Genomic DNA, 26,456 nt, shown 5'->3' with positions numbered 1-26,456 from the left:
GCTGCTTCACTGGAGAAAGCCATGGCCGCGAAGAAGATCCTGTTCCTGACCGGCGATTTCGCCGAAGACTACGAAACGATGGTGCCGTTCCAGGCGCTGCAGGCCGTCGGCCACCACGTCGACGCAGTCTGTCCGGGCAAGCGCGCGGGCGACAAGATCAAGACCGCGATCCACGATTTCGAAGGCGACCAGACCTACACCGAGAAACCCGGCCACCAGTTCACGCTGAATGCGGCGTTCGACGACGTCGATGCGGCGCGCTACGACGCGCTCGCGATCGCGGGCGGCCGTGCGCCGGAGTACCTGCGACTCGATCCGAAGGTGATCTCGCTCGTGCGCGAGTTCGCCGAAGCCGGCAAGCCGATCGCGGCGATCTGTCACGCGGCGCAACTGCTCGCGGCCGCCGACGTGATCCGCGGCAAGCGCATTTCGGCGTACCCGGCCTGCGCGCCGGAGGTGAAGCTCGCGGGCGGCGAATACGCGGACATCCCGGTCGACGCGGCCGTGACCGACGCGCCATTCGTCACCGCGCCCGCGTGGCCCGCGCATCCGGCGTGGCTTGCGCAGTTCCTCGCGCTGCTCGGCACGCGCATCGAGCTGTAAGCCCGCACTCGATCAGGATGCAATGAAGCGGCGGCCGGCGGCGCCGACGTGCCGCCCGGCGCCGCACGTCAACGCACGACCGGCGTCGACCCGACGTCCGCGATCCGCGATTCCAGCATCGCGAGCGCACCCGACAGCGCATTCAGCACGTCGTCCGGCAGTTGCGCCATCGTCTGTTCGAGAAACGCCTTGCGGCGCGGCAGGCACGCATCGAACGCCGCGCGGCCTGCGTCCGTCAGCGTGACGTTGGTCACGCGGTTGTCGCGCGCGTCCGATTCGCGCTCGATCCAGCCGAGCGCGTCGAGCGACTTCAACTGGCGCGTGAGCGCGCCCGGATCGATGCGCAGCACTTCGACGAGCTTCTTCTGCGACGAATGCCCGCCCATCGTGTGCAGCGCGACCATGATGCGCCAGCGCGGCATCGGCTGCCCGACGTGCGCTTCGAACGCGGTCATGAACGCGCGATACGTGCGTCCGAATTGCTGCAATATCGCGACGCGGTCCTGTTCTTCCATGCGCTGATTTCGTTCCGGTGAATCGTTGAGTCGTCGAATCGACCGATCGGTCAATCGGCCGCGACGTGCGGTTCGAGCTTGCGCCGCAGCGCGATCGGCGGCACGCGGCGGCACTGCCATACCGACACCACGGCGACGAGCGCCGCCATCGCGACACCCAGATGAATCGCGCCGACCAGCGATTCGCGGGCCGCTTCCAGCAGCAGCGCGCCATTATGCCCGGCACGCGTCAACTCCGCGACGAGACCGCCCTGCGCCGCGCGATCGATCAGGATCTGCGGATCGGCGAGCCGCGCGTGCCACTGCATCGCGTGGTCGGCCGACAGCGCGCTGCGCACGCCGCCCGAATACATCTGGTTGACGAGCGTGCCCGTGAGCGCGGTGCCGAGCATCCCGCCGACCATCCGCAGCGACTGCAGCAGCGCCGTCGCGATGCCGAGGTGCTCGCGGCCGGCCGTCTGCTGCGCGAACACGGTCAGGTTCGGCAGCACGAAGCCGAGCCCGATGCCGCCCGCGACCATCAGCGCCATCAGCATCCAGGCCGGCGTCGTGTGGGTCGCCACGACGATGCCCGCGCACGCGACCGCGAACAGCACGAAGCCGACGTGCAGCATCGCGTTCGGATGGCGGATGCGCGTGACGACGCGGCCGTTCATGATGCTGCCGATCGTGATGAACACGACGAGCGGCGTGATCACGAGCCCGGCCTCCTTCGGCGACATCCCGAAGCCGCCCTGGAACAGCAGCGGCGCGTAGAACAGCAGCGAGAACATCGAGAAACCGGCGAGGATCGCCAGCACGAACAGCGCCGACAGCGCGCGATTGCCGAACATGTCGAACGGCAGGATCGGCTGCGCGCAGCGCTTCTCCCAGTGCCACAGGCCGACGCCGGCCGCGACCGCGACGACGAGCAGCAGCGACGCCCAGCTCGCGACGCCGTACTTCGGCAGCCATTCGACGAACAGTTGCAGCGCGCCGAGCGACAGCGCGATCAGCAGCGCGCCCGGCCAGTCGAGCCGCATCTTGCGATCGTGCTCGACGTGGCGCAGGTGCGGCAGGTAGCGCCACACGAAGATCAGCGACAGGATGCCGATCGGCAGGTTCACGTAAAACACCGAGCGCCAGCCGAACGACTGGGTCAGAAACCCGCCGAGCGACGGGCCGACCGCGTTCGCGATGCCGAACGCGGAGCTCATCAGCACCTGCCAGCGCAGCCGCACGACGGAATCGGGGAACAGGTCGGGAATGCACGCGAACGCGGTGCCGACCAGCATCCCGCCGCCGATCCCTTGCAGCCCGCGCGCGAGCACGAGGTACAGCATGTCGGTGGCCATCCCGCACAGCACCGACGCGCCGGTGAACACGACGATCGACGCGATCACGAACGGCTTGCGCCCGTAATAGTCGCCGAGCCGGCCGAAGATCGGCACCGTGATCACGGAACTGAGCAGGTACGAGGTCGCGACCCACGCGTACAGGTCGAAGCCGCGCAGTTCGGCGACGATGGTCGGCAGCGCGGTGCCGACGACCGTCTGGTCCAGCGCGACCAGCATGGTGACGAACGAGATCCCGATCATCGCCAGCAGCGATTCGCGGAACGGCAGGACTTGCCCGCTCGAATGGTGGGCGGCAGTATGGACGGCCATTTTTTGTCGATGCAACGTTTGCCGGGTCAAAGAATCTCAAAATTCTAGCATGCGGGAGTAATCTAGGCCGGCGATGGTTCAGGGCCTCGTTCACGCAAAGGAGCAAGATGGAACCGATTTCAATCACCCCCGCCACGACGCTGTCGCCGGAGGATCGGGACGCGCTGCGGCGCGCGAAGCAGGTGCTGGAAAGCCCGTCGCTGACGATGAAGCTGACGGGTGTGCTCGGCGCGCCGGTCGAGAAAATGATCGCGCGGCTGCCGGATTTCGCGACCGGCAAGATCAACGACGCGACGCAGCTTGCGCTGCGCAAGTGCCTGAACATCGCGCTGCGCACGCTCGGCAAGCCGCCGTCGCCGGACGCCGAACCCGAGAAGCCGAGCAACCTGCTGCACAAGCTCGCGGTCGCGACGACCGGCGCGGCGGGCGGCGCGTTCGGCTTTCTCGCGCTGCCGGTCGAGCTGCCGGTGACGACCACGCTGATCTTCCGCTCGGTGTGCGACATCGCGCGCAGCGAGGGCGAGAACCTGACGTCGGTCGATACGCAGTTGCAATGCCTGGCCGTGCTCGGCATGGGCGGCAACCCGGACAAGCAGGAGGAGGACGCCGATCTCGGCTATTTCGTGCTGCGCGGCGCGCTCGCGCAGGCGATCTCGAAGGCGTCGTCGGACATCACCGCGAAAGGCATCGCCGCGCACAGCTCGGCGGCCGTGTTCAAGCTCGTGCAGACGGTGGCGTCGCGCTTCTCGGTGCAGGTGACCGAACAGATGGCCGCGAAGTCGATCCCGGCGATCGGCGCCGTGCTCGGCGCGACCGTCAACACGCTGTTCATCGACCACTTCCAGCAGATGGCGCACGGCCACTTCACCGTGCGCCGGCTCGAACGCAAGTACGGCTCGGTGGCCATCAAGGCCGCCTATCAGGCGATCGACGCCTCGCCGACGCGCTGAACCGCGCGCTCGACCGCGACGCGGCGCAGAAATGCGGCCGCGCGATCGAGCGCGTCGCGCGCTTCCGGCACCATCGGCGCGTACAGTTGCCACACGTGCGGCATGTCCGGCCACACCTCGATCTCCACCGCCACGCCGGCCGCCTTCGCCTTCTCGGCGACGCGGCGCGAATCGTCGAGCAGCACCTCGGTGCTGCCGACCTGGATGTACAGCGGCGGCAGGCCCGCCAAATCCGCATAGAGCGGCGATGCGTACGGATGGGTCGCCGGCTCGTCGCCGAGATACAGCTTCGCGGCCTTCGGCAGCGCCGCGGCCGCGAACATCGGATCGCGGCCGTCGTTGCCGCGCATCGTGTCGCCGGTACCGGCCAGGTCGGTCCACGGCGAGAACAGGATCGCGCCGGCGGGCAGCGGCTCGCCGCGATCGCGCAACGCGACGAGCGTCGCGAGCGCGAGGCCGCCGCCCGCCGAATCGCCGCCGAACACGATCGACTCGGGCGGCGTACCGAGCGCCAGCAGTTGCCGGTACGCGGCGAGCGCATCGTCGAGCGCGGCCGGGAAGCGGTTCTCGGGCGCGAGCCGGTAATCGAGCGAGAACGAACGCACGCCCGCGCGCTTCGTCAGGCCGAACACCAGCGGCCGGTGAGTTTTCGTCGAACAGAAGTAGTAACCGCCGCCGTGGAAATACAGCAGCGTGCGGCCAGGCCCGCGCGCCGCGCCCGCGTCGGTGCGTTCGAGCCATTCGCCGCGCAGCGGCGCGTCGCCGGCGCCGTAGCACGGGCGCAGCCGGTAGCCCGACGGCGCGCGGCGCGGCACGATCATCCGCAGGTCGGTAAAGCGCCGGGCACGCGCGGGGTCGAGCACCTCGCGCGTGGTTTCCGGACGAAACTGCCAGCGCAGCAGCCAGCAGGCGAACTTGCTTTGCCAACTCATCGGGCGCACTCCGTCATCGCAATGTGACGATGGTACGTGCGAACGTTCCCGCATCGCTCGACAAGTGCCTCTATATCAAACGTCGGCGCTCAGTTCGCCGGCATCACCTGGCCGCGGATCTCGCCGGACGGGTGTTCCTTCGTGTGAATATTGAAGTACCACTTGCCGCCCATCAGGTCGGTGACCTGCGCGTCGGTGAGTTCCTTCGACCCCTTGATCGGGCTCGTCAGCTCGTCCTTCGGAACCGGCACCTGCACGCCGGCGTTCTGGCCGACCGGCGCGGGCCCGTGAAAATGCGCGGCGGTGGCCGGCCCCGTGAGGTGCTCGTAAGTGACCGTCCACTGCAGCATGTGCGTAGCCGTGTCGTAGGTGGCGGCGACGGCGCCCGAACCCTTGGTCGCCGTCGGCGGAACTTCGCTCGACGGCTGCAGACTGGCGGACAGGCGCACCGTTTCGGCGGCGGCGCTGCCGGCGGCCAGCACGCCCGCGCACAACGCGACCTGGAGCAAACGCAGCTTGAGCATGGATTCTCCTTGTACGACGTGGTACGCCGCCCGGGCGGCGGCGCGTCACTGGATGGTAGTCGATTGCGGTCGATCCGGGCAGCCTGCCGAAACCTGGAAGACACCTTTGCAGCATGCCCGCTGAATCCGTGCGCGGCCTTTCGCTACACTTCGTTTCACAGTTGCTTGTTTCCTTCGTCCGAAGGAGTCTGCGAGTATTCACGCGGCCGCCCGGCCGCGTTTTTTTTTGCGCGTGTCCGGCGTCAAGCGGCATGCCGCGCACGAATGCGCCTCCTCCATCATGCTCCCTTCCCGCAATACCAAGCAGAACGAATCGTTTTTCGTCCCACGCGCGTCGCGATCGGCGCGCGTGCGGACGGTTGCCGAAACCGGATCGCGTACCCTGCAGGTTGTCACGATACGTGGAATACGTTATTGCGCGAACCCGGGTCGACACGTGTTTTCCCGCGCAGGAAAATGCCGCATGTTGTCGTGACTGGAAGTGAACCGTGCCGGCCCGTCTCCCGATGCCCTGCCCGCCCCGCCCCGTCCGTGTCCGCCCGCTGCTGGCCGGTCTCTGCTCCGTCGCCGCCTTCTACGGCGCGCCCGTCGACGCGCAGGAATTCTCGCTGTTCGCCGGCCAACTGTGGGGCGGCGGCCAACGCACGTATTCGTGGGCGTTCGATTACCAGGAAGGCTTGAGTCCGCACACCGCGCTCGGCTTCACGTGGTACAACGAAGGGCACATTCCGAATCACCACCGCGATGGCCAGGCGGTGCAGTTCTGGGGCCGCATGCCGCTCGAGAACCGCCGCCTCGTGCTGTCGGCCGGCGCGGGCCCGTATCGCTACTTCGACACGGTGCCGGCCGCCGAAGGCCGCGGTTACTCGAATACCCATGGCTGGGGCGTGCTGATGAGCGTGCGGGCCGCGTACTACACGTCGCACCGCTGGATCGCGCAGCTTCAGGTCAACCGCGCACAGGTGTTCAGCGGGCCCGACACGACGTCGGTGATGTTCGGCGTCGGCTATCAACTCGATGCGCCCGACACGCCGGGCCCGCGCGACACCGCGCTGCCGCGCACGCGCAAGGTCACGAACAACGAAGTCACCGCGATGCTCGGCGAAACGATTCTCAACAGCCGCTCGTCGCCGTCGACGCTCGGCGGCAGCGTCGAATACCGGCGCGGGCTCACGCGTTCGATCGACTGGACCGCGACGTGGATGTACGAAGGCGCGAAGCAGGCGGTCCGCCGCAACGGGATCGCGTCCGAGCTGTGGCTCACGCGCGCGTTCCTGAACGACAAGGTCACGCTGTCGGCCGGCGCCGGCGCGTATTTCACCGTCAACCAGCGCAACCGCGCAGGCCAGCCGGGCCCGGGCGACGGCCGGCTCTCCGGCATCGTGTCGATCTCGGCGAGTTACCGGATCTCGCAGCGCTGGCTCACCCGCATCACGTGGAACCGCGTGGTCACGCGCTACGATCGCGACACCGACGTGATCCAGGCCGGCCTCGGCTACCGATTCTAGCCGGGCGCACGCGTCGGGCGCGCCGCCCGCATCACGCGCGATAGCCCGGATCGATCCGGTCGACGATACGCTGCAGCGCGTCGAATGCATCCTGTCCCGCGCCATGCTTCGGATCGAAATTCAGCGAATCGCGCACGCACCCTTCGAGCACGGACGGCGCAATCGGCAGCGCCTCGCCGATCGCATGCGTCGCGATCTGCACCTCGCACGCGCGATTGAGCAGCCACATCAGCGAGAACGTCTGCGCGAGCGTTGCGCCGATCGTCACGGGCCCGTGGTTGCGCAGCAGCAGCACGGGCCGCCGGCCCGCGCTCTCGACGATGCGCCGGCCTTCCTCGAGATGCACGGTGATGCCTTCGAAGTCGTGATACGCGATCTTCCCGTACAGCTGCGCCGAATAGAAATTCGAGAACGACAGGCCGTCGCGCGAACAGCACACGGCCATCGTCGGCGTCGTATGCACGTGCATCACGCAGTGCGCATCGGGCAGCGCCGCATGGATCGCGCTGTGGAACGTGAAGCCGGCCGGATTGATCGGCCAGTCGGCATGGCCGATCACGTTGCCGTCGATGTCGATCTTCACGAGGTTCGACGCGCACACCTCGCGGTAGTGCAGCCCGAACGGGTTGATCAGGAAATGGCCGTCCTCGCCCGGCACGCGCAGCGAGATATGGTTGTAGATCAGCTCGGTCCAGCCGAGGGTGTCGAAGATGCGGTAGGCGGCCGCGAGCTGCACACGCGCCTGCCATTCGGCTTCGGAGCAGCGTGCGGGACGCGTGAACGGCTGGTTCGGTACACGTTGCATGGGGAACTCCGGTTGCGGGGGGCGCGCAGCCCCGGGCGAGTGGCGGTGCGCATCGTCCATCGTCTGCCGGCGCCGCGCGCCGTGCGTGTCGCGCACGTGCGGCGGTACGTCGTTCGGCGCCGTTCCGGCCCGCATTGTTCGACGGGGTCCGCGGCGCCTTTCACGATCGACATATCGTTGCGCACACAACCATATCACCTTTCCCCGCGCACCGGTATCGCGGGTTTTGCCGGAGCCGTTCCCGCCCTTACAACTGGTCGTCGACCGGCAGCAGCGTGAAGATGCCCGTCATCACGTTGCGCAGCAGCCCGGCATGCGGGTCGACGTGATAGGTGGTGAGCTGACCGCCTTCGGTGCCCGTCCATTCGAGCGCCGGCGGGCTGCCGTCGGTCCGCGTCGCGAGCGTGACGCGATAGCTTTCGTCCGGCTGCGTCACGCGCGCGAAGATCGCCGCGGCCTGCTGCGCGAGCACCGGGCTGTGGATCACGAGCGCGAGTTCGGTGTTCAGGTGCGCGGAACGCGGGTCGAGGTTCAGCGAGCCGATCACGAGAATCTGCCGGTCGATCACGTACGCCTTCGCATGCAGGCTCGCGCGCGAGCGCGAGCCGAACAGCCGCGCGGGCTGCTGGTCCGGCTGCGACTTGAATTCGTACAGCTCGACGCCGCGCTGCAGCAACGGCACGCGATACGGCGCATAGCCGGCCTGCACCGCGACCGCGTCGGTCGCCGCGAGCGAATTCGTCACGATCGCGACGCGCACGCCGCGCGCGGTCGTGTCGCCGAGGATTTTCACGCCGGCGTCGTGCGGCACGAAGTACGGCGAAAACGCGAGGAATTCCTTCTGCGCGCCGCGCGTCAGCTCGGCCAGCCGCTGCATCGGCGGGCTCACGTACGCGCCGGTCGGCAGCGCGACCTTGGTCGGCGCATCGACCTTGAATTCGGCCGGCGCCCATACGAGCTCGAGCTCGTCGCGCGCGATCTGCCGGGCAAGCGGCGTTGCGTTCAGCGGCTTCGCGTTGTACGGATCGGCATTCTTGCGCCAGTGGTCGCGCAACTCGTCGCGCATCGCGTCGAGATCCTTCGGATCGAACGTCTGATGATTGAGCGCACGCAACGGATAGCTGCTCGCGCTCGCCCAGTAGTCGTCGAAGCTCTTCGAGATGTCGTGCGTCACGGGGCCGGCCGCCAGCACGTCGAGATCGCGGAACTGCAGCGTCGGGCTCGCGCTGAAGTATTCGTCGCCGAGATTGCGGCCGCCGACGATCGCGAGCTGGTTGTCGGCGATCATCGCCTTGTTGTGCATCCGTCGCGTGAAGCTGTCGATCCGCGTGAAGAAGTTGGCCGTGCGCTCCATCACGCCGCGCTGCGATGCGCCGAACGGGTTGAACACGCGGATCTCGATGTTCGGGTGCGTGTTCAGCGCGGCCATCACGCGGTCGATATCCTTGAAGTTCAGGTCGTCGACCAGCATCCGCACGCGCACGCCGCGATCGGCCGCGTACAGCGCCGCGGCGAGCAGCAGCTTGCCGGTCGTGTCCTCGGTCGCGATGTAGTACTGCATGTCGAGCGTCTTCGTCGCCGCACGCGCGAGCGCGATGCGCATCTGCAACGCGGTGGCGCCGTCGGCCAACAGCCGGAAGCCCGACTGCCCCGGATGCGCGGCGGCCGGCGCGGCCAGCGCATCGCGCAGCGGCGTCGCGGCATCGGCCGGCAACGCGTGGGATGCGGGACGATCGAGCGAAGTGGCGGGCGGATGCGTCGCGCACGCAGCGAGCGGCAGCAACGCGCAGACGATCAGCGCGCGGGCCTGGCGGCATGCGGCGCGCCACGATAGCGCGGCCGGTGCGCGCCGGATCAAGGACGTGAGCACGGAAGCTTCCTCGACAGTCGGATCAATGGGCACGTCATCGCCGCGGCGCGCGGCTGACAGGCGGTTCCGGTCGATTCTAGTGGGCGCCCGACGAACCGGTCAATTGGGCCGCGCCGCGTAGGTCGGGCCGCGCAGGCCGGGCCGCGTAGGCCGGGCCGTGCACCCTACAGTTTCGCGTCGGTCGCGGCCTCGACGGCCGCGTCGTCGTTCGCATCCGCGGGGATGATGCCGCAAGCGGCAACCTGCCCGCCGAAAAACAAAAAACCCACGCCCGAACGAGCGTGGGTTTTTCATTTCGCGTGCCGGTCGCCTGCGTCGACGACCGGCGATCCACTGCGCAATCGGCCGCGGGATCGGTTGCGGGATCAACTGCCTTTTGCGATGCGGTCCTGGATGTGCTGCGCACGGCTCGCCGACGACGGATGCGAGCTCATCATCGAGCTCTGGCCGCCATCCATCTGCGCGAGCTTCTGGAAGCCGGTGACGAGGCCCTTCTGGCTCATGCCCTTCTGCTTCATCAGGTCGAACGAGTAGTCGTCGGCCGCGCTTTCCTGCGACTGCGAGAACTGCGCGTTGATGAACTTCTCGGTGATGTCGCCGAGTTGCGAGCTCGACAGCGCCGCCACGCCCGGCGATGCGGCGCCGGCCGCGCTGCGCGCCGCGCTCACGGCGTACGCCGTCTGCATCGCCTTCTTCGAGTGACCGAGTGCGACGTGGCCCATTTCATGGCCGATCACGCCGCGCAGCTCGTCGTCGTTCATCATGTCCATCAGGCCGCTGTACACGCGCACGCAGCCGTTGCCCATCGCCCACGCGTTGACGTCCTTGGTCAGGTAGACCTTGTAGTTGATCTTCTGGCCGTTCAGCGTCATGTCGCCGAAGCCCTTCATCACCTTCGTCAGGCGCTTCGCGTATGCGCTGTTCGGCGGCGCGATCTTCGATTCGGCGTCGCTCGACTTGCACGATTCGTTCGACAGCGCGGCGATGTCGCTGTCCGACAGCGTCGCTGCCTTGTACAGGTTGGTCCCCGCCGACGCCAGGCTGTTCGCGTCGAGGCTCTGTACCCCGCCGCAGGCGCTCAACAGAAACGCCACGCCACACGCCGCCACCGCTTTCTTGAGTTGCATCCCGGAATCCCTCGATAGTTGTATTTGGGAGCGGCGATTTTGCATAATCCGGCAGAAAATTACCAGATGTTTACATCGGATGACACGTTCATTACGCAACAGATCGAAACGACACGGCGATCCGACACCGTATTGACGACAAAAAACGCGGCAATCGTCGCACGCCGGGGCGGCGAACGGGACGGAAAACGGGCGGGCCTTCGCTCAGGCCGTCTGGTCGCGGCGCCGCGCCAGACGGCGCGCGACCAGCATCGGTAGCCGCATCGCGAAGCCGGTGAAAAGACGCAAGTGCATCCACGCGAGCAGCGCGTTGTCGCGGCCGTAGTGAAAGTGCGACACGCCGCCTTCGTGGCGGCCGAAATAGCGCACCGGCGCGTCGATGCGGATCGGGCGCACGCCGGCCCAGCACAGCCGCACGGCCGCTTCGGGATCGAAGTCGAAGCCGCGCATCCACGGCTGGCGCCGCATGATCGCCGCCAGCGGCGCGACCGGATAGACCCGAAAGCCGTACAGCGAATCGCCGATCCCGGCCCACAGCGTCTCGAGGTCGGCCCATGCGTTCGACAGCCGGCGCCCCTGCACGCGCAACTGCGGCGCGCTCGCATCGAACTTCGGCACGCCGAGCACCATCGCGTCGGGCGCGGCCTGCGATGCCGCCATGAAAGCGGGAATCAGGCCGGCCGGATGCTGGCCGTCGGAATCCATCGTCAGCACGTGCGTGAAGCCGCTCGCGGCGGCCGCGTCGAGCCCCGCGAGCACTGCGGCGCCCTTGCCGCGATTCTCCGGCAGCACGATCACGCGCAAGCCGGGATCGCGCTCGGCCATCGCCTGCAGCCGTTCGGCGCTGCCGTCGGTGCTGCCGTCGACGACGACCCACACCGGATTCCACTGCTCGCGTGCTTGGCGCACGGTCGTATCGACCTTGGCGCCCGGGTTGTAGCTGGGAATCAGGACGAGATGAGTGGACGATGCGTGCAGCTTGGACATGGGAACAGCCGAGGGCGAAGACGGGGATCCTGACAAAAGTGTATGACGTGCCGACGACCGCCGACACGCGTCGTCGACACCGGCCGCATGCCGGACCGGCTGCCGGATCGTGAGGCTCTCGCGCTTCATGACAGCCACTCCGCGGCATGGCCGGCGCTGGCCTCGATCTCGACCAGCAGGTCGTCGCGACAGACGTCCGCGTGAACGAACAGCGGCCGCACGTGAGGACCGGCCGCCTCGCGCAGCACTTGGCCGATCGCGGCCAGCGTCGCGGTATCGCCGGCGTCGCGCACGTAGACGCGATAGCTCAGGTCGGCGAGCGAGAACGGGCCGTGCCCCTGCCGCGCGGCCTGCTCGAGCACCGCCGCGAGGTTCGCGACCGTCTCGCGCGTCTGCGCGACGACGTCGCCGCGATGCACGGTGCGGTGCCCGACGATGCTCGCGGTGCCCGATACGAACAGCAGCGGCGTCGCGTCGCCGTCCGCCCACGCGGCGGCGCGCGCGAACGTCGGCGCACGCGGGCCGTACTGCACCGGATAGTGATACGCGCTGACCTGGCGCGGATTCTCGACGGAATCGGCCGGCGTCCGGCTCGCGAGGAAGTAGATCGCGAGCGGCGCGGCCGGCGACGCGTCACCCGCGACCGGCACGACCGAGCCGAGCGCGCACGCGGCAGGCACGCTGCCCGTCAATGCACGGCGGCACGCGTCGAACGCACGCTGACGGCCGATGTTGAACTGACGGTAGCGCTCGATCCCGTCCTGCACCGCATTGATCGCCGGCACGGTATTCCAGATCCGCAGCGGATGCGGCATGCCGAGCGTATCGAGCAGGTCGAACAGCGCGCGGTACGCGTCGAACGTCGCGCGTTCGAGCGGCGTGCCGCCGTCGTGCGGTGCGTCGCAGGCTGTATCCGTCTCGTGCACGACGAGGCTACCGAACACGAGCCCCGCCGCATCGCTGTAGCGATAGCGCAGCGCACCGCGCCGCGCGCTGCGCAAGTCGTGCGCAGTGCATTGCCACAGTTCGCAGACGGCATCGCCCGGCGCGACCTCGGCGCCGAGCAGCGCCATCTGCACCGGCGCGACCGGCAGGCCGGGCGCGGCATCGGTCAGCATCCGTGCCATCGCCTCCGCGCGCGACTCGTCCGGCGTTCCGGCTGCGCCGATACACACCGCGCCCAGTACGCCGGGAAACGCGCGCTCGAGTCCGTCGCCGCCGCGGTGCGCATCGTGCAGCAGCGCGACGAGCCGCGCGTCGCTCATCCGGACGAGCCGCAGCGCGCGGCCGTCGCCGTGCGCGAACGGCGCGGCGGCGGGCAACGGGGAACACGGGCGCCGTTCGGCGTGGACTGGATGCACGGACACTTCGATTTCCTCACTAGATGGCGCCGCCCGCCCGACACCGCGGCCCTGCACCGCGTTGCGCTACGTCAGGCCGACGCGGCGCTTCGTCATGCGAGCCCGCCGTTGACGGACAACACCTGCCCCGTCACATAGGCCGCAGCGTCGGACACCAGATACGCGACCATCGCCGCGACTTCGTCGGGCCGGCCCGCGCGTTGCGCGGGCACGAGCTGCTTGATCCGTTCGGCGGGAAACGCCTGTTCGGCCATCGGCGACGCGATGATGCCGGGCGCCACCGCGTTCACGGTGATGCCGCGCGACGCGAGCTCCAGCGACAGCGACTTCGTCGCGCCGATCAGCCCCGCCTTCGCGGCCGCGTAGTTGGCTTGCCCGCGATTGCCCGTCACGCCGGCCACCGATGCGATGTTGACGATCCGTCCGCGCCGCGTGCGGATCATCGGCAGCAGCAGCGGCTGCGTGACGTTGAAAAAGCCGTTGAGCGTCACGTCGATCACGCTGTGCCATTGCCGGCGCGACATGCCGGCCATCGGCGCGTCGTCGTGAATGCCCGCGTTGTTGACGAGGATCTGCACCGGCGCATCGTCGATGAACGGCTGCAGCGCGGCGAGCGTCGCATCGGCGTCGGTCACGTCGAACGCGATCGCGTGCGCGGCGCCGCCGGCCGCGACGATCTGCTGCGCGACGGCCTGCGCCTGCGCGAGATGGCGGTTCGCATGCACCCATACTTCATGGCCGGCTTGCGCGAGCGCCGTGCAGATCGCCTGCCCGAGCGCGCCGCTGCCGCCCGTCACGAGCGCCCGCATCGAATGGCTCCGTTCATTGCGTTGTCACCTCGATCGACGCGGCCGCGCATCGTCCTTCGCGCGCCGCCGCATGCCGTCTTCGCCGTTGCGCCGCGCCCGTGCGCGACGCCCGTGCGCGACGCCGTCACTTCGTGCGATGCGCGGCGACGTAGGCAGCCAGCGCACCGAGCGTCGCAAAGATCGTCTGGTTGTCCGGATTGTCCGAGCGCAGTTCGAAGCCGTATTTCTTCGAAATCAGCAGCGCGATTTCCAGGATGTCGATGGAATCGAGCCCGAAACCTTCGCCATACAGCGGGGTATCGGCCGTCACCGTGTCGAGCGGGACGTCTTCGAGATTCAGTTCGCCGATGATCAGCGTGGCGAGCTCTTGTTCCAGTGCGTTCATCATGGGTGCGTGCAGGCGGCCCGCGGCAGCGGGAGGCGCCCGGAAACGGCAAGCCGTCGTGCACGCCCGGCGCGTGCGAATCTCCGTCCCTCCGGCCTCTGCCGGCTTCCCCGCCTGCGTCGTTTGGGGATCGTTTGTAAAAGTTACGCGGATTCTAGACGAAGGGTATCGGGCCGTATACCGCGAATGGTTACAAGACTGGCGAGCCGCCGCAGCGGCCCGTTTCGGGCGCGAATGCACGAGACGCTTGAGCCGCTTTGGACGGAAATGGACCGACCCCGCAAAATCGTTCGTCCGGTGCCATACAATCGGTTACAAAACCCGGTCGCGGCCGCCCCGAACCCGCGCTGCCGCGGCCCTAAAATGAGCGTGCCCGACCACCGGCCCGGACCCGCGTCCCGGCCGCCATTCATATGATGTTTCGACGGCCCGCCCGCGCGTTCCGTCCACGATTCACCCAATGTCTCCAGTGATACCGCGTCCGCCCTTGCGCTCCGTTCCGGTTCGCCCGCCCGTCAGCCGCTGCCGCCCGGCCGCCGGCCGGCGTGCGCGCCGCGCCGCCGGAGGCCCCCGATGAGCCGGCTGCTGCCCGCCGTGCGCGGCGTCGCGGCGATCGGCGCCGTGGCCGCCTATCAGGCCGGCGCGCATTACGCGAGCGCGACACCCGGCGCGCACGGCTTCGGCCTCGCGATGGCGCTCGTGCCGCCGCTGCTGCTCGCGCTGGGCGCGGCGTGGCGCTCGCCGCGGCGCACCTGGCTCGTGCCGGCATGGCTGCTGGCCGCCGCCGCGCTGTGGGCCGCGCGCGCCCCGCTCGCGCGGCACTTCGAATGGGGCCTGTATCTGGAGCACGTGAGCTTCAACGTCGCGATGGCGCTGCTGTTCGGCCGCACGCTCGCGGCCGGCGACGTGCCGCTGTGCACGCGCTTCGCGGCGATGATCCACGGCACGGTCACGCCGGCCGTCGCGCGCTACACGCGGCGGATCACGCTCGCATGGGCGTTGTTCTTCGTCGCGATCGCCGCCGTGTCGACGCTGCTGTTCGCGACCGCGCCGATCGTGACGTGGTCGACCTTCGCGAACTACCTGTCGCTGCCGCTCGTCGCCGTGATGTTCGCCGCCGAGCATGCGTGCCGGCGTGTCGCGCTGCCGCACGAGCCACGGCCGCGCATGATCGACGCGGTGCGCGCGTATCGCGCGTCCGCCCACGCCACGCAGGCCTCGCAATGAATTCATGACCGGCGCGGCCCCACGGCCGCGCGGCCTTCGTCCCCTTGACCGATTTATGCCGACTCACCCGCTGGTATTCCATGCCTCGCCCGACCAGACGATCGCCTGGCGCGACGGCTCGCCCGTCACCGTGCGCGCATTCGTCGCCGACGTCGCGCGCGTGGCCGCCGCGCTGCCCGCGGGCGGCCACGTGTTCAACGTGTGCCGCGACCGCTATCGCTTCGCGGTCAGCCTGTGCGCAGCGCTCGTCGCCGGCAAGATCAGCCTGCTGCCGTCGACGCACACGCCGGAAATGGTTCGCCAGCTCGCGTCGTTCGCGCCCGACGCGTTCTGCCTGCACGATGCGCCCGATTGCACGATCGACCTGCCGCGCGTCGCGTATCCCGATGCCGCGCCCGACGAACGCGCGAGCGACGCACCGTTCGCCGTCCCGCAGATCGACGCGGCGCGGATCGTGGCCTACGTGTTCACGTCCGGCTCGACCGGCGCGCCGGTGCCGCACCGCAAGACCTGGGGCTTCCTGGTCGGCTGCGTGCACGCGGCGGCCGATCGCCTCGGGCTGCTCGATGGCCGCGCGGCCACGCTGATCGGCACGGTGCCCGCGCAGCACATGTACGGCTTCGAATCGACGGTGCTGCTCGCGCTGATCGGCGGCCTCGCGTTCAGCAATCGCCAGCCGTTCTACCCGGGCGACATTCGCGACGAACTCGACGCGATCCCGCAGCCGCGCGTGCTCGTCACGTCGCCGATCCACTTGCGGGCGCTGCTGTCGGCCGGCCATGCGCTGCCGCGCGCGGCGCTGGTGCTGTCGGCCACCGCACCGCTGTCGGAGAAGCTCGCGTGCGAGGCCGAGGCCGCGCTCGACGCGCCGCTCGTCGAGATCTACGGCAGCACCGAGACCGGCCAGATCGCGACCCGTCGCACGTCGCAAGGCGCGGCGTGGGAACCGTTCCCGGATATCCGGCTCGACGCCCGCGACGCCCCGGACGGCGACGACGGCGGGCCGACGGTCTGGGTATCGGGCGGACACGTCGAGGCGCCCGTGCCGATGGGCGATGCGCTCGAACTGCTCGGCGGCGGCCGGTTCCTGCTGCACGGCCGCAAGGCCGATCTCGTCAACATCGCCGGCAAGCGCACGTCGCTCGCGTACCTGAACCATCAGCTCAACGCGATTCCCCAGGTGGTCGACGGCGTGTTCTTCATGCCCGACGAAGCTGCGCCCGCACAGGGCGACACCGCCCTCGAGCCGGTCACGCGCCTCGTCGCGCTGGTCGTCGCGCCGACGCTCGCGGCCGCCGATCTGCAACGCGCGCTGCGCGAGCGGATCGATCCCGCGTTCATGCCGCGCCCGCTCGTGTTCGTCGATGCGCTGCCGCGCAATGAAACGGGCAAGCTGCCGCGCGACGTACTGGCCGCGCTCGTGGCGCAACATGCGCGTGGCGGGGGCACGACGGCCGCGCCGCCGGCCGCGCACGACCCGGCCGGCGCGCCCGTGCTCGCGTTCACGATCGCCGCCGACCATCCCGCGCTGCCCGGCCACTTCCCCGGCCATCCGGTCGTGCCGGGCGTCGTGCTGCTCGATCACGCGATCCACACGATCGGCGCGGCGCTGAACCGTCCGCTGCATGCGTGGCGGCTCGGATCCGCGAAATTCCTGAGCCCGGTCGCGCCCGGCGAAGCGCTCGCGCTCGCGTACGACGCCGCGGCTAGCGGCGCGATCCGCTTCACGGTGCGCGCCGGGTCGCGCGAGGTCGCGACCGGCGTGCTGTCCGCACCGCTGCCCGCGCAGGACGGCGCGCAGCCATGAAGCGCACCGCGTGGGCCGAGCGCCAGGAGCGCAGCAACGCGGGCTTGCTGCGCGCGATGACGTGGATTTCGCTGCGCTTCGGCCGGCAGCGCGCGCGCATCGTGCTGCACCTGATCGCGACGTATTTCGTGCTGTTCTCGCCGGTCGCGTGCGCGGCGTCGCGCGACTACCTGCGCCGCGTGCTCGGCCGCCCCGCGCGCTGGCGCGACGTGTACCGGCACGTGTTCACGTTCGCGGCGACGATCCACGATCGCGTCTACCTGATGAACGGGCGCTTCGACCTGTTCGACATTCGGTTGCACGGCGAGACGCTCGTCGACGACGCGCTCGCGGGCGGTCGCGGCGCGTTCCTGATGGGCGCGCACCTCGGCAGCTTCGAGGTCGTGCGCGCGATCGGCCGCACGCATCCGGACCTGCGCGTGGTCGTCACGATGTACGAAAAGAACGCGCGCAAGATCAACGCGACGCTCGCCGCGGTGAACCCGGCCGCGCAGCCGGAAGTGATTCCGCTCGGGCAGGTCGACTCGATGCTGAAGGTGCGCGAGCGCCTCGACGCGAACTGCATGGTCGGCATGCTCGCCGATCGCACGCTGCTCGACGACGCGGCCGCGTCGCTGCGACGCTTGCCGCTGCTCGGCGCGCCGGCCGCGTTCCCGCTCGGCCCGCTTTACATGGCCGCGATGCTGAAGCGCCCGGTGATCTTCATGACGGGCCTTTATCGCGACGGCAACCGCTACGACGTGCATTTCGAGACGCTCGCCGATTTCTCCGACGTGCGGCGCGACGCGCGTGCGGCGGCGGTCGATGCGGCACTCGCGCGCTACGTCGCGCTGCTCGACAAATACTGCCGCATGGCGCCGTACAACTGGTTCAACTATTTCGATTTCTGGCAAGACGGCGATGCCGCGGCCGCGCGCCGCGACGCGGTGCGCACCGGCGCCGACCTGCCCGCCACGAGGGATTCCGACGCATGACCGCCGTTCGCCGCCGCCCGTTCCCGTTCTCGTTTTCGTTGCCCCGCGTCGCCCGCGTGCTCGCCGCCGGCGCCGCCGCGATTGCGCTGGCCGCGCCCGCGCACGCGGCCGACGCCGGACCGGCGTGGAGCCTCGACCGGCTGATGTCGACGCTCGCGCAGCACAAGTCGGGCCGCGCGACCTTCACCGAGACGAAGACCCTGTCGATCGCCGCGCAGCCGATCGAATCGTCGGGCGAGCTGGTGTTCGTCGCGCCCGACCACCTTGAAAAACACACGCTGAGCCCGAAGCCCGAACACCTCGTCGTCGACGGCGACATGCTCACCGTCGAGCGCAACAACCGCAAGTACACGCTCGCGCTCGCGCGCTATCCGGAGCTCGGCGCGTTCATCGACAGCATCCGCGCGACGCTCGCCGGCAACCGCTTCGCGCTCGAGCAGGTGTACAAGGTCGCGCTTTCCGGACGCGGCGACGACTGGACGCTGACGCTCACGCCGCTCGACTCGCGGATGCTGAAGGTCGTCAGCACGATCACGCTCGACGGCACGCGCGACGTGTTGCGCAGCGTCGCGATCCGGCAGGCCGACGGCGATCGTTCGGTGATGCGCCTGCACCCCGTTGCGGCGGACGCGAACTGATGGACGATCGCACGCGCCCCTCTCCCATCGCGCGCCGCGTGCCCACGTGGCGGCAGCGCGCGGTGCTCGTGTGGCTGCTCGCGCTCGCCGTGTGCGGCGTCGCGATCGGGCGCGCGCACTTCACGGCCGACCTGTCCGCGTTCCTGCCGAATGCGCCGAGCGCCGGGCAACGCGTGCTCGTCGACCAGTTGCGCGACGGCATCGTGTCGCGCCTGATCCTCGTCGCGATCGACGGCGGCGATGCGAGCACGCGCGCCGCGCTGTCGCGGCGCGTCGCCGACACGCTGCGCGCCGATCCGCAGTTCGCGGCCGTGCACAACGGCGCAGCCACGAACGACGCGCGCGACCGGCAATTCATCTTCGATCACCGCTATCTGTTGAGCCCGGCCGTCACGCCGCAGCGCTTCAGCGCCGACGGCCTGCACCGAGCGCTCGGCGACAGCCTCGACCTTTTGAGTTCGTCGGCCGGCCTCGTCGCGAAAGCGATGCTGCCGCGCGACCCGACCGGCGAAGTCGCCGCGCTCGTCGACGGCCTCGACCGCGCGGCCGAACCGGCGAGCCGCGACGGCGTGTGGGCGTCGCGCGACGGCACGCGCGCGGTGCTGGTCGTCCAGACGGCCGCCGCCGGCTCCGATACCGATGCGCAGGCACGCGCGATCGACACGGTGCGTCGCGCGTTCGCCGCCGCAAAACGGGCCATCCCGAATGCGGCGGCCACCACGCTCGCGATGACGGGCCCCGGCGTGTTCTCGGTCGACACGCGCGACACGATCCGGCACGACGTCGAACGGTTGTCGACGGCAAGCGTCGTGCTGATCGTCGCGCTGCTGCTCACGCTGTACCGTTCGCCGCGCACGCTCGCGCTCGGCCTGCTGCCGGTGCTGACGGGCGTCGCGGCCGGGATCGCGGCGGTCGGCGTCGCGTTCGGCACGGTCCACGGGCTGACGCTCGGGTTCGGTACGACGCTGATCGGCGAAGCCGTCGACTATTCGATCTACCTGTTCGTGCAATCGGCGCAGGCCGGCACGCGTGGCGCCGCGCGCCCGGCCGACGCCACGCGCGCGTGGGTCGCCGCGTACTGGCCGACGATCCGGCTCGGCGTGCTGACGTCGGTGTGCGGATTCGCGTCGATGCTGTTCTCCGGATTCCCGGGCCTCGTGCAGCTCGGGCTCTATTCGATCGTCGGGCTGACGGCCGCCGCGCTCGTCACGCGCTTCGTGCTGCCGCACCTGCGCGGCGAGCATGTCGCGATCCGCGACGTCTCGCGCGTCGGCGCCGTGCTCGCGCGCGCGGCCGACGCCGCGCCGCGGCTGCGCTGGCCGCTCGCGGTGCTCGTGGTCGCCGCATGCGCGACCCTCGCGCTGCATCGCGACAATCTGTGGAGCCGCGAGCTCGCCGCGCTCAGCCCCGTGCCGGCGCCAGCGCAGGCGCTCGACGCACGGCTGCGCGCGGATGTCGGCGCGCCCGACGTGCGCTATCTCGTCGTGATCGCCGCGCCGACCGAACAGGCCGCACTCGAAGGCGCGGAAAAAGTCGCCGCGCAACTGCAGCCGCTCGTCGACCGGGGCACGCTCGGCGGTTTCGAAAACCCTGCCCGCTACCTGCCGAGCGACGCCGCGCAGCGCGCGCGCCGGACGAGCCTGCCGGATGCGGACGCGCTTGCCGCACGGATGCGCGACGCCGTCGCGCACCAGCCGATCGCGGTCAAGCCCGACCTGTTCGCGCCGTTCCTCGCCGACGTCGACGCCGCGCGTCGCGCACCGCTGCTGACGCGCGCGGACCTGCGCGGCACGTCGATGGCGCTCGCCGTCGATGCGCTGCTGACCGAACGCGACGGCCGCTGGAGCGCGATGCTGCCGCTGCGTGCGCCGGACGCCGCCCGCGCCGCGCCGCCGGCGTCGAGCCTCGACGCCGCGCCGATTCGCGCCGCCGTCGCGCGCGCGGGCGTGCCCGATGCGCTGTTCGTCGACATGAAAACCGAAGCCGATCGGCTGTACGTGAGCTATGTGCACGAGGACATCCGGTTGTCGCTCGCCGGGTTCGCCGCGATCGCCGTGCTGCTGCTGATCGCGCTGCGCTCGCCGCGCCGCGCGGTGCGCGCCCTCGCGCCGCTCGTCGCGGCCGTGCTGGTCGTGACGGCGGGCTTCGCGCTCGCCGGCGTACCGCTGACGATCCTGCATCTCGTCGGGATGCTGCTGATCGTCGCGGTCGGCTCGAACTACGCGCTGTTCTTCTGCCGGCGCGACGACACGCAGCCCGTCACGCCGTACACGCTGGTGTCGCTGCTGATCGCGAACCTCGCGACGGTCGCCGGCTTCGGGCTGCTCGCGCTGTCGCGCGTGCCGCTGCTCGAAACCTTCGGGCTGACCGTCGGCCCCGGCGCGATGCTCGCGCTCGCGTTCGCGGCGATTCTCGCGCCGCGCGCCGCACCGGCGCTCGGCCATCGCGAACGAGGAGGCCGCGCATGAATGCGCCGTCGTCGGTTCCGCCGCACCACGCCGGCAACGCGCGGCGCTGGAAACCCACGCCGCTGATCGCGGGCGCCGCCGCGCTGCACGCCGGCGCGGCCGCCGCCGCGATCGCGCAACCGGCCACGTGGCCGTGGGCCGTCGGCAGCGTGGTCGCATCGCATCTCGCGCTGACCGCGGCCGGCCTGTGGCCGCGCAGCACGCTGCTCGGCCCGAACTGGACGCGCCTGCCGCCCGGCGCGGGCCGCCGCATCGCGCTGACGGTCGACGACGGCCCGGACCCGGACGTCACGCCGCGCGTGCTCGACCTGCTCGACCGTTACGACGCGCGCGCGACGTTCTTCTGCATCGGCGATCTCGCGCGCCGCCATCCGCGCTGGATCGAGGCGATCGTCGCGCGCGGCCATGCGGTCGAGAACCACAGCCAGCGGCACCGCCATACGTTCTCGCTGTCGGGGCCGGCCGCGCTGCGACGCGAAATCGCGGCCGCGCAGCAGACGCTGACCGACGTCGCCGGCACGCGCCCGCTGTTCTTCCGCGCGCCGGCCGGCCTGCGCAATCCGTTTCTCGAACCGGTGCTGTGCGAACTCGGCCTGCAACTCGCGAGCTGGACGCGACGCGGCTTCGACACGCGTGCGCACGACGCCGCGACCGTCACGCGCCGCCTGCTGCACGGCCTCGATGCGCGCGACATCCTGCTGGTCCACGACGGTCATGCGGCGCGCGACGCGCGCGGCGAACCAATCGTGCTCGACGTGCTGCACGACGTGCTGCGCGCGGCCGCCGATGCGCAACTGCACTGGACCACCTTGCGCGCGGCGCTCGCGCCCGAACCGTCCGGCCAGCCGGGCGTTCCGGCACCCCCGTTTGATAAAATCTGACCTCGAACGGCGCGCCCGCCAGCCCTGCTGCAGCGCCCGTTCCGGCCACCGGAAGCGACCCTCGTGAAACCTCTCCTGCTCTCGCACTTCACCGCCACCAGCTGCATCGGGCGCGGCCTCGGCGCGACCCTCGATGCGCTGCGCCACGCCCGCGGCGGACTCGTGCCGTGCAACTTCGAGCGTGCGGACCTCGACACGTGGATCGGCGCGGTGGACGGCGTCGATGCGCACCCCGTGCGCGCCGATCTCGCCGACTTCGAATGCCGCAACAACCGCCTCGCGCAACTCGGCCTGACGCAGGACGGCTTCGACGCACGCGTCGCGGCGGCCGTCGCACGCTACGGCGCCGCACGCGTCGGCGTGTTCGTCGGCACGAGCACGGCCGGCATCCTCGAAACCGAACGCGCGTACCGGCGCCGCGACCCGGCGAGCGGCGCGCTGCCGGCCGATTTCCGCTACGCACACACGCACAACCCGTATTCGCCGGCCGCGTTCGTGCGCGCGTATTTCGCGCTGCGCGGGCCGGCGATGGCGATCTCGTCCGCGTGCTCGTCGGGCGCGAAGGTGTTCGGCTCCGCGCGCCGCATGATCGAAGCCGGGCTGATCGACGCGGCCGTCGTCGGCGGCGTCGATTCGCTGTGCCTGACCACGCTGTACGGCTTCAATTCGCTCGAACTGCTGTCGCGCCGGCCGTGCCGGCCGTTCGACGTCGCGCGCGACGGCATCTCGATCGGCGAGGCCGCCGCGTTCGCGCTCGTCGAGCGCGTCTCCGCCCCGCCCGCCGCGCTCGACGGCGACGCGATCCTGCTGCTCGGCATCGGCGAATCGAGCGACGCGCACCACATGTCGTCGCCGCATCCGGAAGGGCGCGGCGCGCGCGCCGCGATCGAGCAGGCGCTCGCGTCCGCCGGCCTCGGCCCGGACGATATCGACTACGTGAACCTGCACGGCACCGCGACGCCGAGCAACGATGCAGCGGAAAGCCGTGCGGTCGGCGCGCTGTTCGCGCGCACGCCGTGCAGCTCGACGAAGGGTGCGACCGGTCACACGCTCGGCGCGGCCGGCGCGCTGGAGGCGATCGTCGCCGCGCTCGCGCTGCGCGAGCAGTTCGTGCCGGCCGGCGTCAACACGACGCAGCCCGACCCGGCGCTCGCAGCCGATTACCTGCTCGCGAGCCGCAACACGCGCGTGCGCGCCGTCCTCTCCAACTCGTTCGGCTTCGGCGGCACGAACTGCAGCCTGATCCTCGGCCGCGCCGATCACGCCCGCCGTTGAGGCCCGCCATGACACTGACCGCCTTCATCGAAAGCATCGGCCTCGTCGGGCCGGGATTGAACGACTGGCCGCACGCGGCCGACGTGCTCGCAGGCCGCGCGCCCTATGCGCCCGCCCGCACCGAGCTGCCGCCGCCGGCCGGCCTGCCGTCCGCCGAACGGCGTCGCACGGGCCCCGTCGTGCGCGCCGCGCTCGCGGTCGGCCACGAAGCGGTGGCCGCGAGCGGCCGCGACGCCGCGACGCTCGCGACCGTATTCAGCGCATCCGGCGGCGACGGCCAGAACTGCCACGCGATCTGCGAAACGCTGGCCGGCGACGATCGCCAGCTGTCGCCGACCCGCTTCCACAACTCGGTGCACAATGCCCCGGCCGGCTACTGGAGCATCGCGACCCGCTCGACGGCGACGTCGAACGTCCTGTGCGCGCACGACGGCAGCTTTGCCGCCGGCCTGCTCGAAAGCCTGTGCCAGGTCGTCGTCGATCGCGTGCCGAGCCTGCTGATCGCGTACGACACCGACTATCCGGAACCGCTGCGCACGGTGCGGCCGATCGACGACGCGTTCGGCGTCGCGCTCGTGCTTGCACCGCAAGCAAGCGAGCGCACGCTCGCCCGCATCGACGTGCAGCTCACCGACGCACCCGCGACCACGCTCGCCGATGCCGGACTCGACGCACTGCGCGCCGGCAATCCGGCCGCCCGCGTGCTGCCGCTGCTCGATGCGCTCGCCGCGCGGCGGTCGACGCGCGTCGTGCTCGACTATCTGGCCGATACGCGCGTGCAGGTCGACGTCGCGATGCCCGAACCCGTCGCGGAGCACGCGCCATGACCGCAACGGCCGTGTTGACCCCGCCGCTCGACCATGCGTGGATTGCCGCGCACATTCCGCACGCCGGCACGATGTGCGTGCTCGATTCGGTCGATGCGTGGGATGCCGAACGAATCCGCTGCACCGCGACGAGCCACCGCGATCCGCACAACCCGCTGCGCGCGCACGGGCGGCTCGCGTCGGTCTGCGGCATCGAATACGCCGCGCAGGCGATGGCCGTGCACGGCGCGCTGCTCGGCGCGCACGAAGCGCGCCCGCGGGTCGGCTATCTCGCGAGCGTGCGCAACGTCGACGCGTTCGTCGACCGGCTCGACACCGTCGAGCAGCCGCTCACCGTCGACGCGCAACGCGTGAGCGGCGACGGCCGCTCGGTCCTGTACGGCTTCGCGCTGCGCTGCGGCGAGCGCGTGCTGCTGTCCGGCCGCGCGACGGTGATGCTCGACGCATCGGCCGCCGGCGCGTTTCAACCGGCGCCCGCCGGCCACACGAATCCTCGATGAAGAGGCTTACCTCAAGGAAACCGGTCGTGAAAGTTCGTCAGTTCATTGGCGCCGCGCTCGTTTCGGCGCTGCTCAGCCCGCTCGCGCACGCGGACATGTCGGAAGTGAAGCAGGACATCAAGCGCGATTCGAAGGAAGCCGCGCACAAGACCGGCGACGCGGCGCGCAGCTTCGGCCACGCGACCGCGAGCGCCGCGAAGGCGGTCGGGCACGGCGTCGCCCATGCGTCGCGCGAAGGCTGGGAAGCCACCAAGCGCACGACGAAGCGGATCTTCCACAAGAACGACGCGGGCGAGTCGGCGGGAAAAAGCCAGAAGAACGACTGATCGCGCGTCCCGCGCGCGTGGCCGACGGCATGCGCGCGGGACTCGGCCGCTCACCGGTCGCTCACCGGTCGCTCACCGGTCGCTCACCGGTCGCTCACCGGTCGCTCACCGGCCCCGGTCGCTCGCCGATCGCGACGCGCCGGCGCCGCCGTCAGCGTGAGCCGCGCATGCGGCGCAGCGGCCTCGCCGGCCTGCGCGCGAAGCGCTTGCCGTACGCGATCAGCCAGCAATCGCGATGATCGAAGTTCCGCAGCAGCCGCGCGCGGCGCCGCTCGAGCCAGTAGAGCGAGATCGCCATCGCCAGCGCGACGGCCAGCGCCGCGCCGCCGATCACGAGTCCCATCCAGGTGTCGCCCATGCGTTCTCCGGAATGCGAGGCCGGAGCGGCGCGCCTGCCGCCGCTCCGGCACGGGATAGTGGGGAACGCGGCCTGCACGGCTTCGAACGCCGCGCGGGCCGCCGCGCGTCAGTGCATGTGCTGACCGCCGTTGATCGCGATGTTGGAGCCCGTCACGAAGCCGGCCTCCTCCGAGCACAGGTAGGCCACCAGCGCCGCGACTTCCTCGGGCTTGCCGAGCCGGCCCGCCGGAATCTGCGGGAGGATCTTCGTGTCGAGGATGTCCTGCGGGATCGCGGTGACCATCTTCGTCGCGAGATAGCCCGGCGACACCGTGTTCACCGTCACGCCCTTGCGCGCGACTTCGAGCGCGAGCGATTTCGTGAAGCCGTGCATGCCGGCTTTCGCGGCCGCGTAGTTGGTCTGGCCGACCGAACCCTTCGAGCCGTTCACCGACGAAATGTTGACGATGCGGCCCCAGCCGCGCTCGACCATGCCGTCGCACACCGGCTTCGTCATGTTGAACACGGAGTCGAGGTTTGTGCGGATCACCGCGTCCCAGTTGACCTTGTCGAGCTTGCGCAGCGTCATGTCGCGCGTGATGCCTGCGTTGTTCACGAGAATGTCGACCGGGCCGACGTCCCGCACGATCTTCTCGATGCATTGCCGGCACGAGTCGTGATCGGCCACGTCCACCGGGTATGCATGGAACGCGCGACCGGCCGCATGCATCTCGGTCAGCCAGCGGTCCGCGTTGGCGTTGTTCGGCGAATACGTGACGACTACCCGGTGACCCGCGTCGTTCAACCGGATGCTGACTGCTTCGCCGAGGCCGCCCATCCCACCTGTCACAACTGCAATTCGCTTAGTCATCCTATTAATTACCGACAAAAAATGTAATCGATGAAAGGCCGGGCGACGGCATCGCACATGTTGCCGCCCCGCCGCTTCGATGCGCATTCGCCCGCATCGCGGGCACGGTGCGCACCGGCACCTCGCGCGTATTGTTAGCTGCCTTTCTTGCGCGAAAACCGCCCGGCTCACCCGCGGCGCCCACCTGCGCCGCAAGCGAACCGTGCCGTCACCGCGCTCAGGCGCGCTCGACCGCGAGCGCGACGCCCATCCCGCCGCCGATGCACAGCGACGCCAGCCCGCGCTTCGCATCGCGCTTGAC

Annotated in this window: 27 protein-coding genes; 14 read left to right on the top strand and 13 right to left on the bottom strand. The window is 70.1% G+C overall.

Annotated features, from left to right (window positions below; all coding sequences use genetic code 11):
* Positions 1 to 21: 21 nt before the first annotated feature.
* Positions 22 to 603, top strand: a complete 582-nt coding sequence (locus WS96_RS22895; protein WP_006487930.1) for a DJ-1/PfpI family protein — start codon at positions 22 to 24, stop codon at positions 601 to 603.
* Positions 604 to 671: 68 nt separating this feature from the next.
* Here WS96_RS22895 and WS96_RS22890 read toward each other — a convergent pair whose 3' ends face one another.
* Positions 672 to 1,118: a MarR family winged helix-turn-helix transcriptional regulator gene (locus WS96_RS22890; RefSeq protein ID WP_059835641.1), complete on the bottom strand. Its 447-nt coding sequence runs from the start codon at positions 1,116 to 1,118 to the stop codon at positions 672 to 674.
* Positions 1,119 to 1,168: 50 nt separating this feature from the next.
* A complete protein-coding gene (locus WS96_RS22885) occupies positions 1,169 to 2,764 on the bottom strand; it encodes an MDR family MFS transporter (protein ID WP_059835639.1) in 1,596 nt (531 codons plus the stop codon).
* Positions 2,765 to 2,871: 107 nt separating this feature from the next.
* Between WS96_RS22885 and WS96_RS22880 the strand changes: the two genes are divergently transcribed.
* Positions 2,872 to 3,714: an EcsC family protein gene (locus tag WS96_RS22880; RefSeq protein ID WP_059835637.1), complete on the top strand. Its 843-nt coding sequence runs from the start codon at positions 2,872 to 2,874 to the stop codon at positions 3,712 to 3,714.
* Here WS96_RS22880 and WS96_RS22875 read toward each other — a convergent pair.
* Together WS96_RS22875 and WS96_RS22870 are read right to left on the bottom strand one after the other, a co-directional pair.
* Positions 3,684 to 4,646 carry an alpha/beta hydrolase gene (locus WS96_RS22875; RefSeq protein ID WP_059822854.1) on the bottom strand — a complete coding sequence of 321 codons (963 nt, stop codon included), beginning with the start codon at positions 4,644 to 4,646 and terminating at the stop codon, positions 3,684 to 3,686. The genes WS96_RS22880 and WS96_RS22875 overlap by 31 nt on opposite strands.
* An 89-nt stretch (positions 4,647 to 4,735) precedes the next feature.
* The gene (locus WS96_RS22870; protein WP_059835634.1) at positions 4,736 to 5,170 is read right to left on the bottom strand and encodes a CHRD domain-containing protein; all 435 of its coding nucleotides are present in this window, start codon (positions 5,168 to 5,170) and stop codon (positions 4,736 to 4,738) included.
* A 506-nt stretch (positions 5,171 to 5,676) separates the two neighbouring features.
* Between WS96_RS22870 and WS96_RS22865 the strand changes: the two genes are divergently transcribed.
* The gene (locus WS96_RS22865; protein WP_034208380.1) at positions 5,677 to 6,678 is read left to right on the top strand and encodes an outer membrane insertion signal protein; all 1,002 of its coding nucleotides are present in this window, start codon (positions 5,677 to 5,679) and stop codon (positions 6,676 to 6,678) included.
* A gap of 31 nt (positions 6,679 to 6,709) precedes the next feature.
* Here the strand turns inward: WS96_RS22865 and WS96_RS22860 are convergent, their stop codons facing one another.
* From WS96_RS22860 to WS96_RS22830, 7 genes are all read right to left on the bottom strand, one after another.
* Entirely contained in the window at positions 6,710 to 7,483 is a 774-nt protein-coding gene (locus WS96_RS22860) for a class II aldolase/adducin family protein (protein ID WP_059835777.1), read from the bottom strand.
* 247 nt (positions 7,484 to 7,730) lie between these two features.
* On the bottom strand, positions 7,731 to 9,353 hold the full coding sequence (locus tag WS96_RS22855; protein ID WP_059835632.1) for a phospholipase D family protein: 1,623 nt from the start codon (positions 9,351 to 9,353) through the stop codon (positions 7,731 to 7,733).
* 365 nt (positions 9,354 to 9,718) lie between these two features.
* Positions 9,719 to 10,480 (bottom strand): M48 family metalloprotease, encoded by a 762-nt coding sequence (locus WS96_RS22850; RefSeq protein WP_034208383.1) that lies wholly within the window; start codon positions 10,478 to 10,480, stop codon positions 9,719 to 9,721.
* 204 nt (positions 10,481 to 10,684) lie between these two features.
* Positions 10,685 to 11,467 carry a glycosyltransferase family 2 protein gene (locus WS96_RS22845; protein ID WP_059835629.1) on the bottom strand — a complete coding sequence of 261 codons (783 nt, stop codon included), beginning with the start codon at positions 11,465 to 11,467 and terminating at the stop codon, positions 10,685 to 10,687.
* Positions 11,468 to 11,592: 125 nt separating this feature from the next.
* Positions 11,593 to 12,834 carry an endoribonuclease L-PSP gene (locus WS96_RS22840; RefSeq protein ID WP_373557916.1) on the bottom strand — a complete coding sequence of 414 codons (1,242 nt, stop codon included), beginning with the start codon at positions 12,832 to 12,834 and terminating at the stop codon, positions 11,593 to 11,595.
* Positions 12,835 to 12,920: 86 nt separating this feature from the next.
* Complete coding sequence (fabG, locus tag WS96_RS22835) at positions 12,921 to 13,637, bottom strand: 3-oxoacyl-ACP reductase FabG (RefSeq protein ID WP_059835625.1); 717 nt, start codon at positions 13,635 to 13,637, stop codon at positions 12,921 to 12,923.
* Positions 13,638 to 13,761: 124 nt separating this feature from the next.
* Positions 13,762 to 14,022 carry a phosphopantetheine-binding protein gene (locus WS96_RS22830; RefSeq protein ID WP_034174668.1) on the bottom strand — a complete coding sequence of 87 codons (261 nt, stop codon included), beginning with the start codon at positions 14,020 to 14,022 and terminating at the stop codon, positions 13,762 to 13,764.
* A 573-nt stretch (positions 14,023 to 14,595) separates the two neighbouring features.
* Here WS96_RS22830 and WS96_RS22825 point away from each other — a divergent pair.
* The 10 genes from WS96_RS22825 to WS96_RS22780 all read left to right on the top strand — a co-directional run bounded on the left by WS96_RS22825 (position 14,596) and on the right by WS96_RS22780 (position 24,945).
* Complete coding sequence (locus WS96_RS22825) at positions 14,596 to 15,249, top strand: hypothetical protein (RefSeq protein WP_059835623.1); 654 nt, start codon at positions 14,596 to 14,598, stop codon at positions 15,247 to 15,249.
* A gap of 55 nt (positions 15,250 to 15,304) precedes the next feature.
* Positions 15,305 to 17,056, top strand: a complete 1,752-nt coding sequence (locus WS96_RS22820) for an AMP-binding protein (protein ID WP_059835621.1) — start codon at positions 15,305 to 15,307, stop codon at positions 17,054 to 17,056.
* Positions 17,053 to 18,030, top strand: coding sequence for an LpxL/LpxP family acyltransferase (locus WS96_RS22815; protein WP_059835619.1), 978 nt, complete (start codon positions 17,053 to 17,055; stop codon positions 18,028 to 18,030). The genes WS96_RS22820 and WS96_RS22815 overlap by 4 nt, the downstream gene beginning before the upstream one ends.
* The gene (locus tag WS96_RS22810) at positions 18,027 to 18,668 is read left to right on the top strand and encodes an outer membrane lipoprotein carrier protein LolA (RefSeq protein WP_059835617.1); all 642 of its coding nucleotides are present in this window, start codon (positions 18,027 to 18,029) and stop codon (positions 18,666 to 18,668) included. The genes WS96_RS22815 and WS96_RS22810 overlap by 4 nt, the downstream gene beginning before the upstream one ends.
* Positions 18,668 to 21,136, top strand: coding sequence for an MMPL family transporter (locus WS96_RS22805; protein ID WP_059835615.1), 2,469 nt, complete (start codon positions 18,668 to 18,670; stop codon positions 21,134 to 21,136). The genes WS96_RS22810 and WS96_RS22805 overlap by 1 nt, the downstream gene beginning before the upstream one ends.
* Positions 21,133 to 22,017: a polysaccharide deacetylase family protein gene (locus WS96_RS22800; RefSeq protein WP_059835614.1), complete on the top strand. Its 885-nt coding sequence runs from the start codon at positions 21,133 to 21,135 to the stop codon at positions 22,015 to 22,017. The genes WS96_RS22805 and WS96_RS22800 overlap by 4 nt, the downstream gene beginning before the upstream one ends.
* A gap of 63 nt (positions 22,018 to 22,080) precedes the next feature.
* Entirely contained in the window at positions 22,081 to 23,292 is a 1,212-nt protein-coding gene (locus tag WS96_RS22795) for a beta-ketoacyl-[acyl-carrier-protein] synthase family protein (protein ID WP_059835612.1), read from the top strand.
* Positions 23,293 to 23,300: 8 nt separating this feature from the next.
* Complete coding sequence (locus WS96_RS22790; protein ID WP_059835610.1) at positions 23,301 to 24,119, top strand: beta-ketoacyl synthase chain length factor; 819 nt, start codon at positions 23,301 to 23,303, stop codon at positions 24,117 to 24,119.
* Positions 24,116 to 24,619 (top strand): hotdog family protein, encoded by a 504-nt coding sequence (locus tag WS96_RS22785; protein WP_059835608.1) that lies wholly within the window; start codon positions 24,116 to 24,118, stop codon positions 24,617 to 24,619. Before WS96_RS22790 ends, WS96_RS22785 begins: the two co-directional genes overlap by 4 nt.
* Positions 24,616 to 24,945, top strand: coding sequence for a hypothetical protein (locus WS96_RS22780; RefSeq protein ID WP_034208395.1), 330 nt, complete (start codon positions 24,616 to 24,618; stop codon positions 24,943 to 24,945). The genes WS96_RS22785 and WS96_RS22780 overlap by 4 nt, the downstream gene beginning before the upstream one ends.
* A gap of 151 nt (positions 24,946 to 25,096) precedes the next feature.
* Here WS96_RS22780 and WS96_RS22775 read toward each other — a convergent pair whose 3' ends face one another.
* Positions 25,097 to 25,303, bottom strand: coding sequence for a hypothetical protein (locus tag WS96_RS22775; RefSeq protein WP_059835606.1), 207 nt, complete (start codon positions 25,301 to 25,303; stop codon positions 25,097 to 25,099).
* A 108-nt stretch (positions 25,304 to 25,411) separates the two neighbouring features.
* Positions 25,412 to 26,155: an acetoacetyl-CoA reductase gene (gene phbB, locus WS96_RS22770; protein ID WP_059504379.1), complete on the bottom strand. Its 744-nt coding sequence runs from the start codon at positions 26,153 to 26,155 to the stop codon at positions 25,412 to 25,414.
* 79 nt (positions 26,156 to 26,234) lie between these two features.
* On the opposite strand from phbB, the gene WS96_RS34795 reads away from it, so the two are divergent.
* The coding region (locus WS96_RS34795; protein WP_306454040.1) for a hypothetical protein at positions 26,235 to 26,456 on the top strand (222 nt) is incomplete at its 3' end.

Source organism: Burkholderia sp. MSMB1835 (assembly GCF_001526365.1).
In the GTDB taxonomy this organism is placed as follows: domain Bacteria; phylum Pseudomonadota; class Gammaproteobacteria; order Burkholderiales; family Burkholderiaceae; genus Burkholderia.
This window is presented reverse-complemented; position numbering and strand designations above follow the sequence as displayed.

Bases quoted from the DNA above. Each gene is read 5' to 3' on its own strand.
- WS96_RS22875 (WP_059822854.1), bottom strand. From the start codon at position 4,646: ATGAGTTGGCAAAGCAAGTTCGCCTGCTGGCTGCTGCGCTGGCAGTTT.
- WS96_RS22830 (WP_034174668.1), bottom strand. From the start codon at position 14,022: ATGAACGCACTGGAACAAGAGCTCGCCACGCTGATCATCGGCGAACTG.
- WS96_RS22790 (WP_059835610.1), top strand. From the start codon at position 23,301: ATGACACTGACCGCCTTCATCGAAAGCATCGGCCTCGTCGGGCCGGGA.
- WS96_RS22860 (WP_059835777.1), bottom strand. From the start codon at position 7,483: ATGCAACGTGTACCGAACCAGCCGTTCACGCGTCCCGCACGCTGCTCC.
- WS96_RS22895 (WP_006487930.1), top strand. From the start codon at position 22: ATGGCCGCGAAGAAGATCCTGTTCCTGACCGGCGATTTCGCCGAAGAC.
- WS96_RS22810 (WP_059835617.1), top strand. From the start codon at position 18,027: ATGACCGCCGTTCGCCGCCGCCCGTTCCCGTTCTCGTTTTCGTTGCCC.
- phbB (WP_059504379.1), bottom strand. From the start codon at position 26,155: ATGACTAAGCGAATTGCAGTTGTGACAGGTGGGATGGGCGGCCTCGGC.
- WS96_RS22775 (WP_059835606.1), bottom strand. From the start codon at position 25,303: ATGGGCGACACCTGGATGGGACTCGTGATCGGCGGCGCGGCGCTGGCC.
- WS96_RS22865 (WP_034208380.1), top strand. From the start codon at position 5,677: ATGCCCTGCCCGCCCCGCCCCGTCCGTGTCCGCCCGCTGCTGGCCGGT.
- WS96_RS22805 (WP_059835615.1), top strand. From the start codon at position 18,668: ATGGACGATCGCACGCGCCCCTCTCCCATCGCGCGCCGCGTGCCCACG.
- fabG (WP_059835625.1), bottom strand. From the start codon at position 13,637: ATGCGGGCGCTCGTGACGGGCGGCAGCGGCGCGCTCGGGCAGGCGATC.
- WS96_RS22820 (WP_059835621.1), top strand. From the start codon at position 15,305: ATGCCGACTCACCCGCTGGTATTCCATGCCTCGCCCGACCAGACGATC.
- WS96_RS22885 (WP_059835639.1), bottom strand. From the start codon at position 2,764: ATGGCCGTCCATACTGCCGCCCACCATTCGAGCGGGCAAGTCCTGCCG.
- WS96_RS22780 (WP_034208395.1), top strand. From the start codon at position 24,616: ATGAAGAGGCTTACCTCAAGGAAACCGGTCGTGAAAGTTCGTCAGTTC.
- WS96_RS22845 (WP_059835629.1), bottom strand. From the start codon at position 11,467: ATGTCCAAGCTGCACGCATCGTCCACTCATCTCGTCCTGATTCCCAGC.
- WS96_RS22825 (WP_059835623.1), top strand. From the start codon at position 14,596: ATGAGCCGGCTGCTGCCCGCCGTGCGCGGCGTCGCGGCGATCGGCGCC.
- WS96_RS22850 (WP_034208383.1), bottom strand. From the start codon at position 10,480: ATGCAACTCAAGAAAGCGGTGGCGGCGTGTGGCGTGGCGTTTCTGTTG.
- WS96_RS22815 (WP_059835619.1), top strand. From the start codon at position 17,053: ATGAAGCGCACCGCGTGGGCCGAGCGCCAGGAGCGCAGCAACGCGGGC.
- WS96_RS22785 (WP_059835608.1), top strand. From the start codon at position 24,116: ATGACCGCAACGGCCGTGTTGACCCCGCCGCTCGACCATGCGTGGATT.
- WS96_RS22880 (WP_059835637.1), top strand. From the start codon at position 2,872: ATGGAACCGATTTCAATCACCCCCGCCACGACGCTGTCGCCGGAGGAT.
- WS96_RS22870 (WP_059835634.1), bottom strand. From the start codon at position 5,170: ATGCTCAAGCTGCGTTTGCTCCAGGTCGCGTTGTGCGCGGGCGTGCTG.
- WS96_RS22890 (WP_059835641.1), bottom strand. From the start codon at position 1,118: ATGGAAGAACAGGACCGCGTCGCGATATTGCAGCAATTCGGACGCACG.
- WS96_RS22800 (WP_059835614.1), top strand. From the start codon at position 21,133: ATGAATGCGCCGTCGTCGGTTCCGCCGCACCACGCCGGCAACGCGCGG.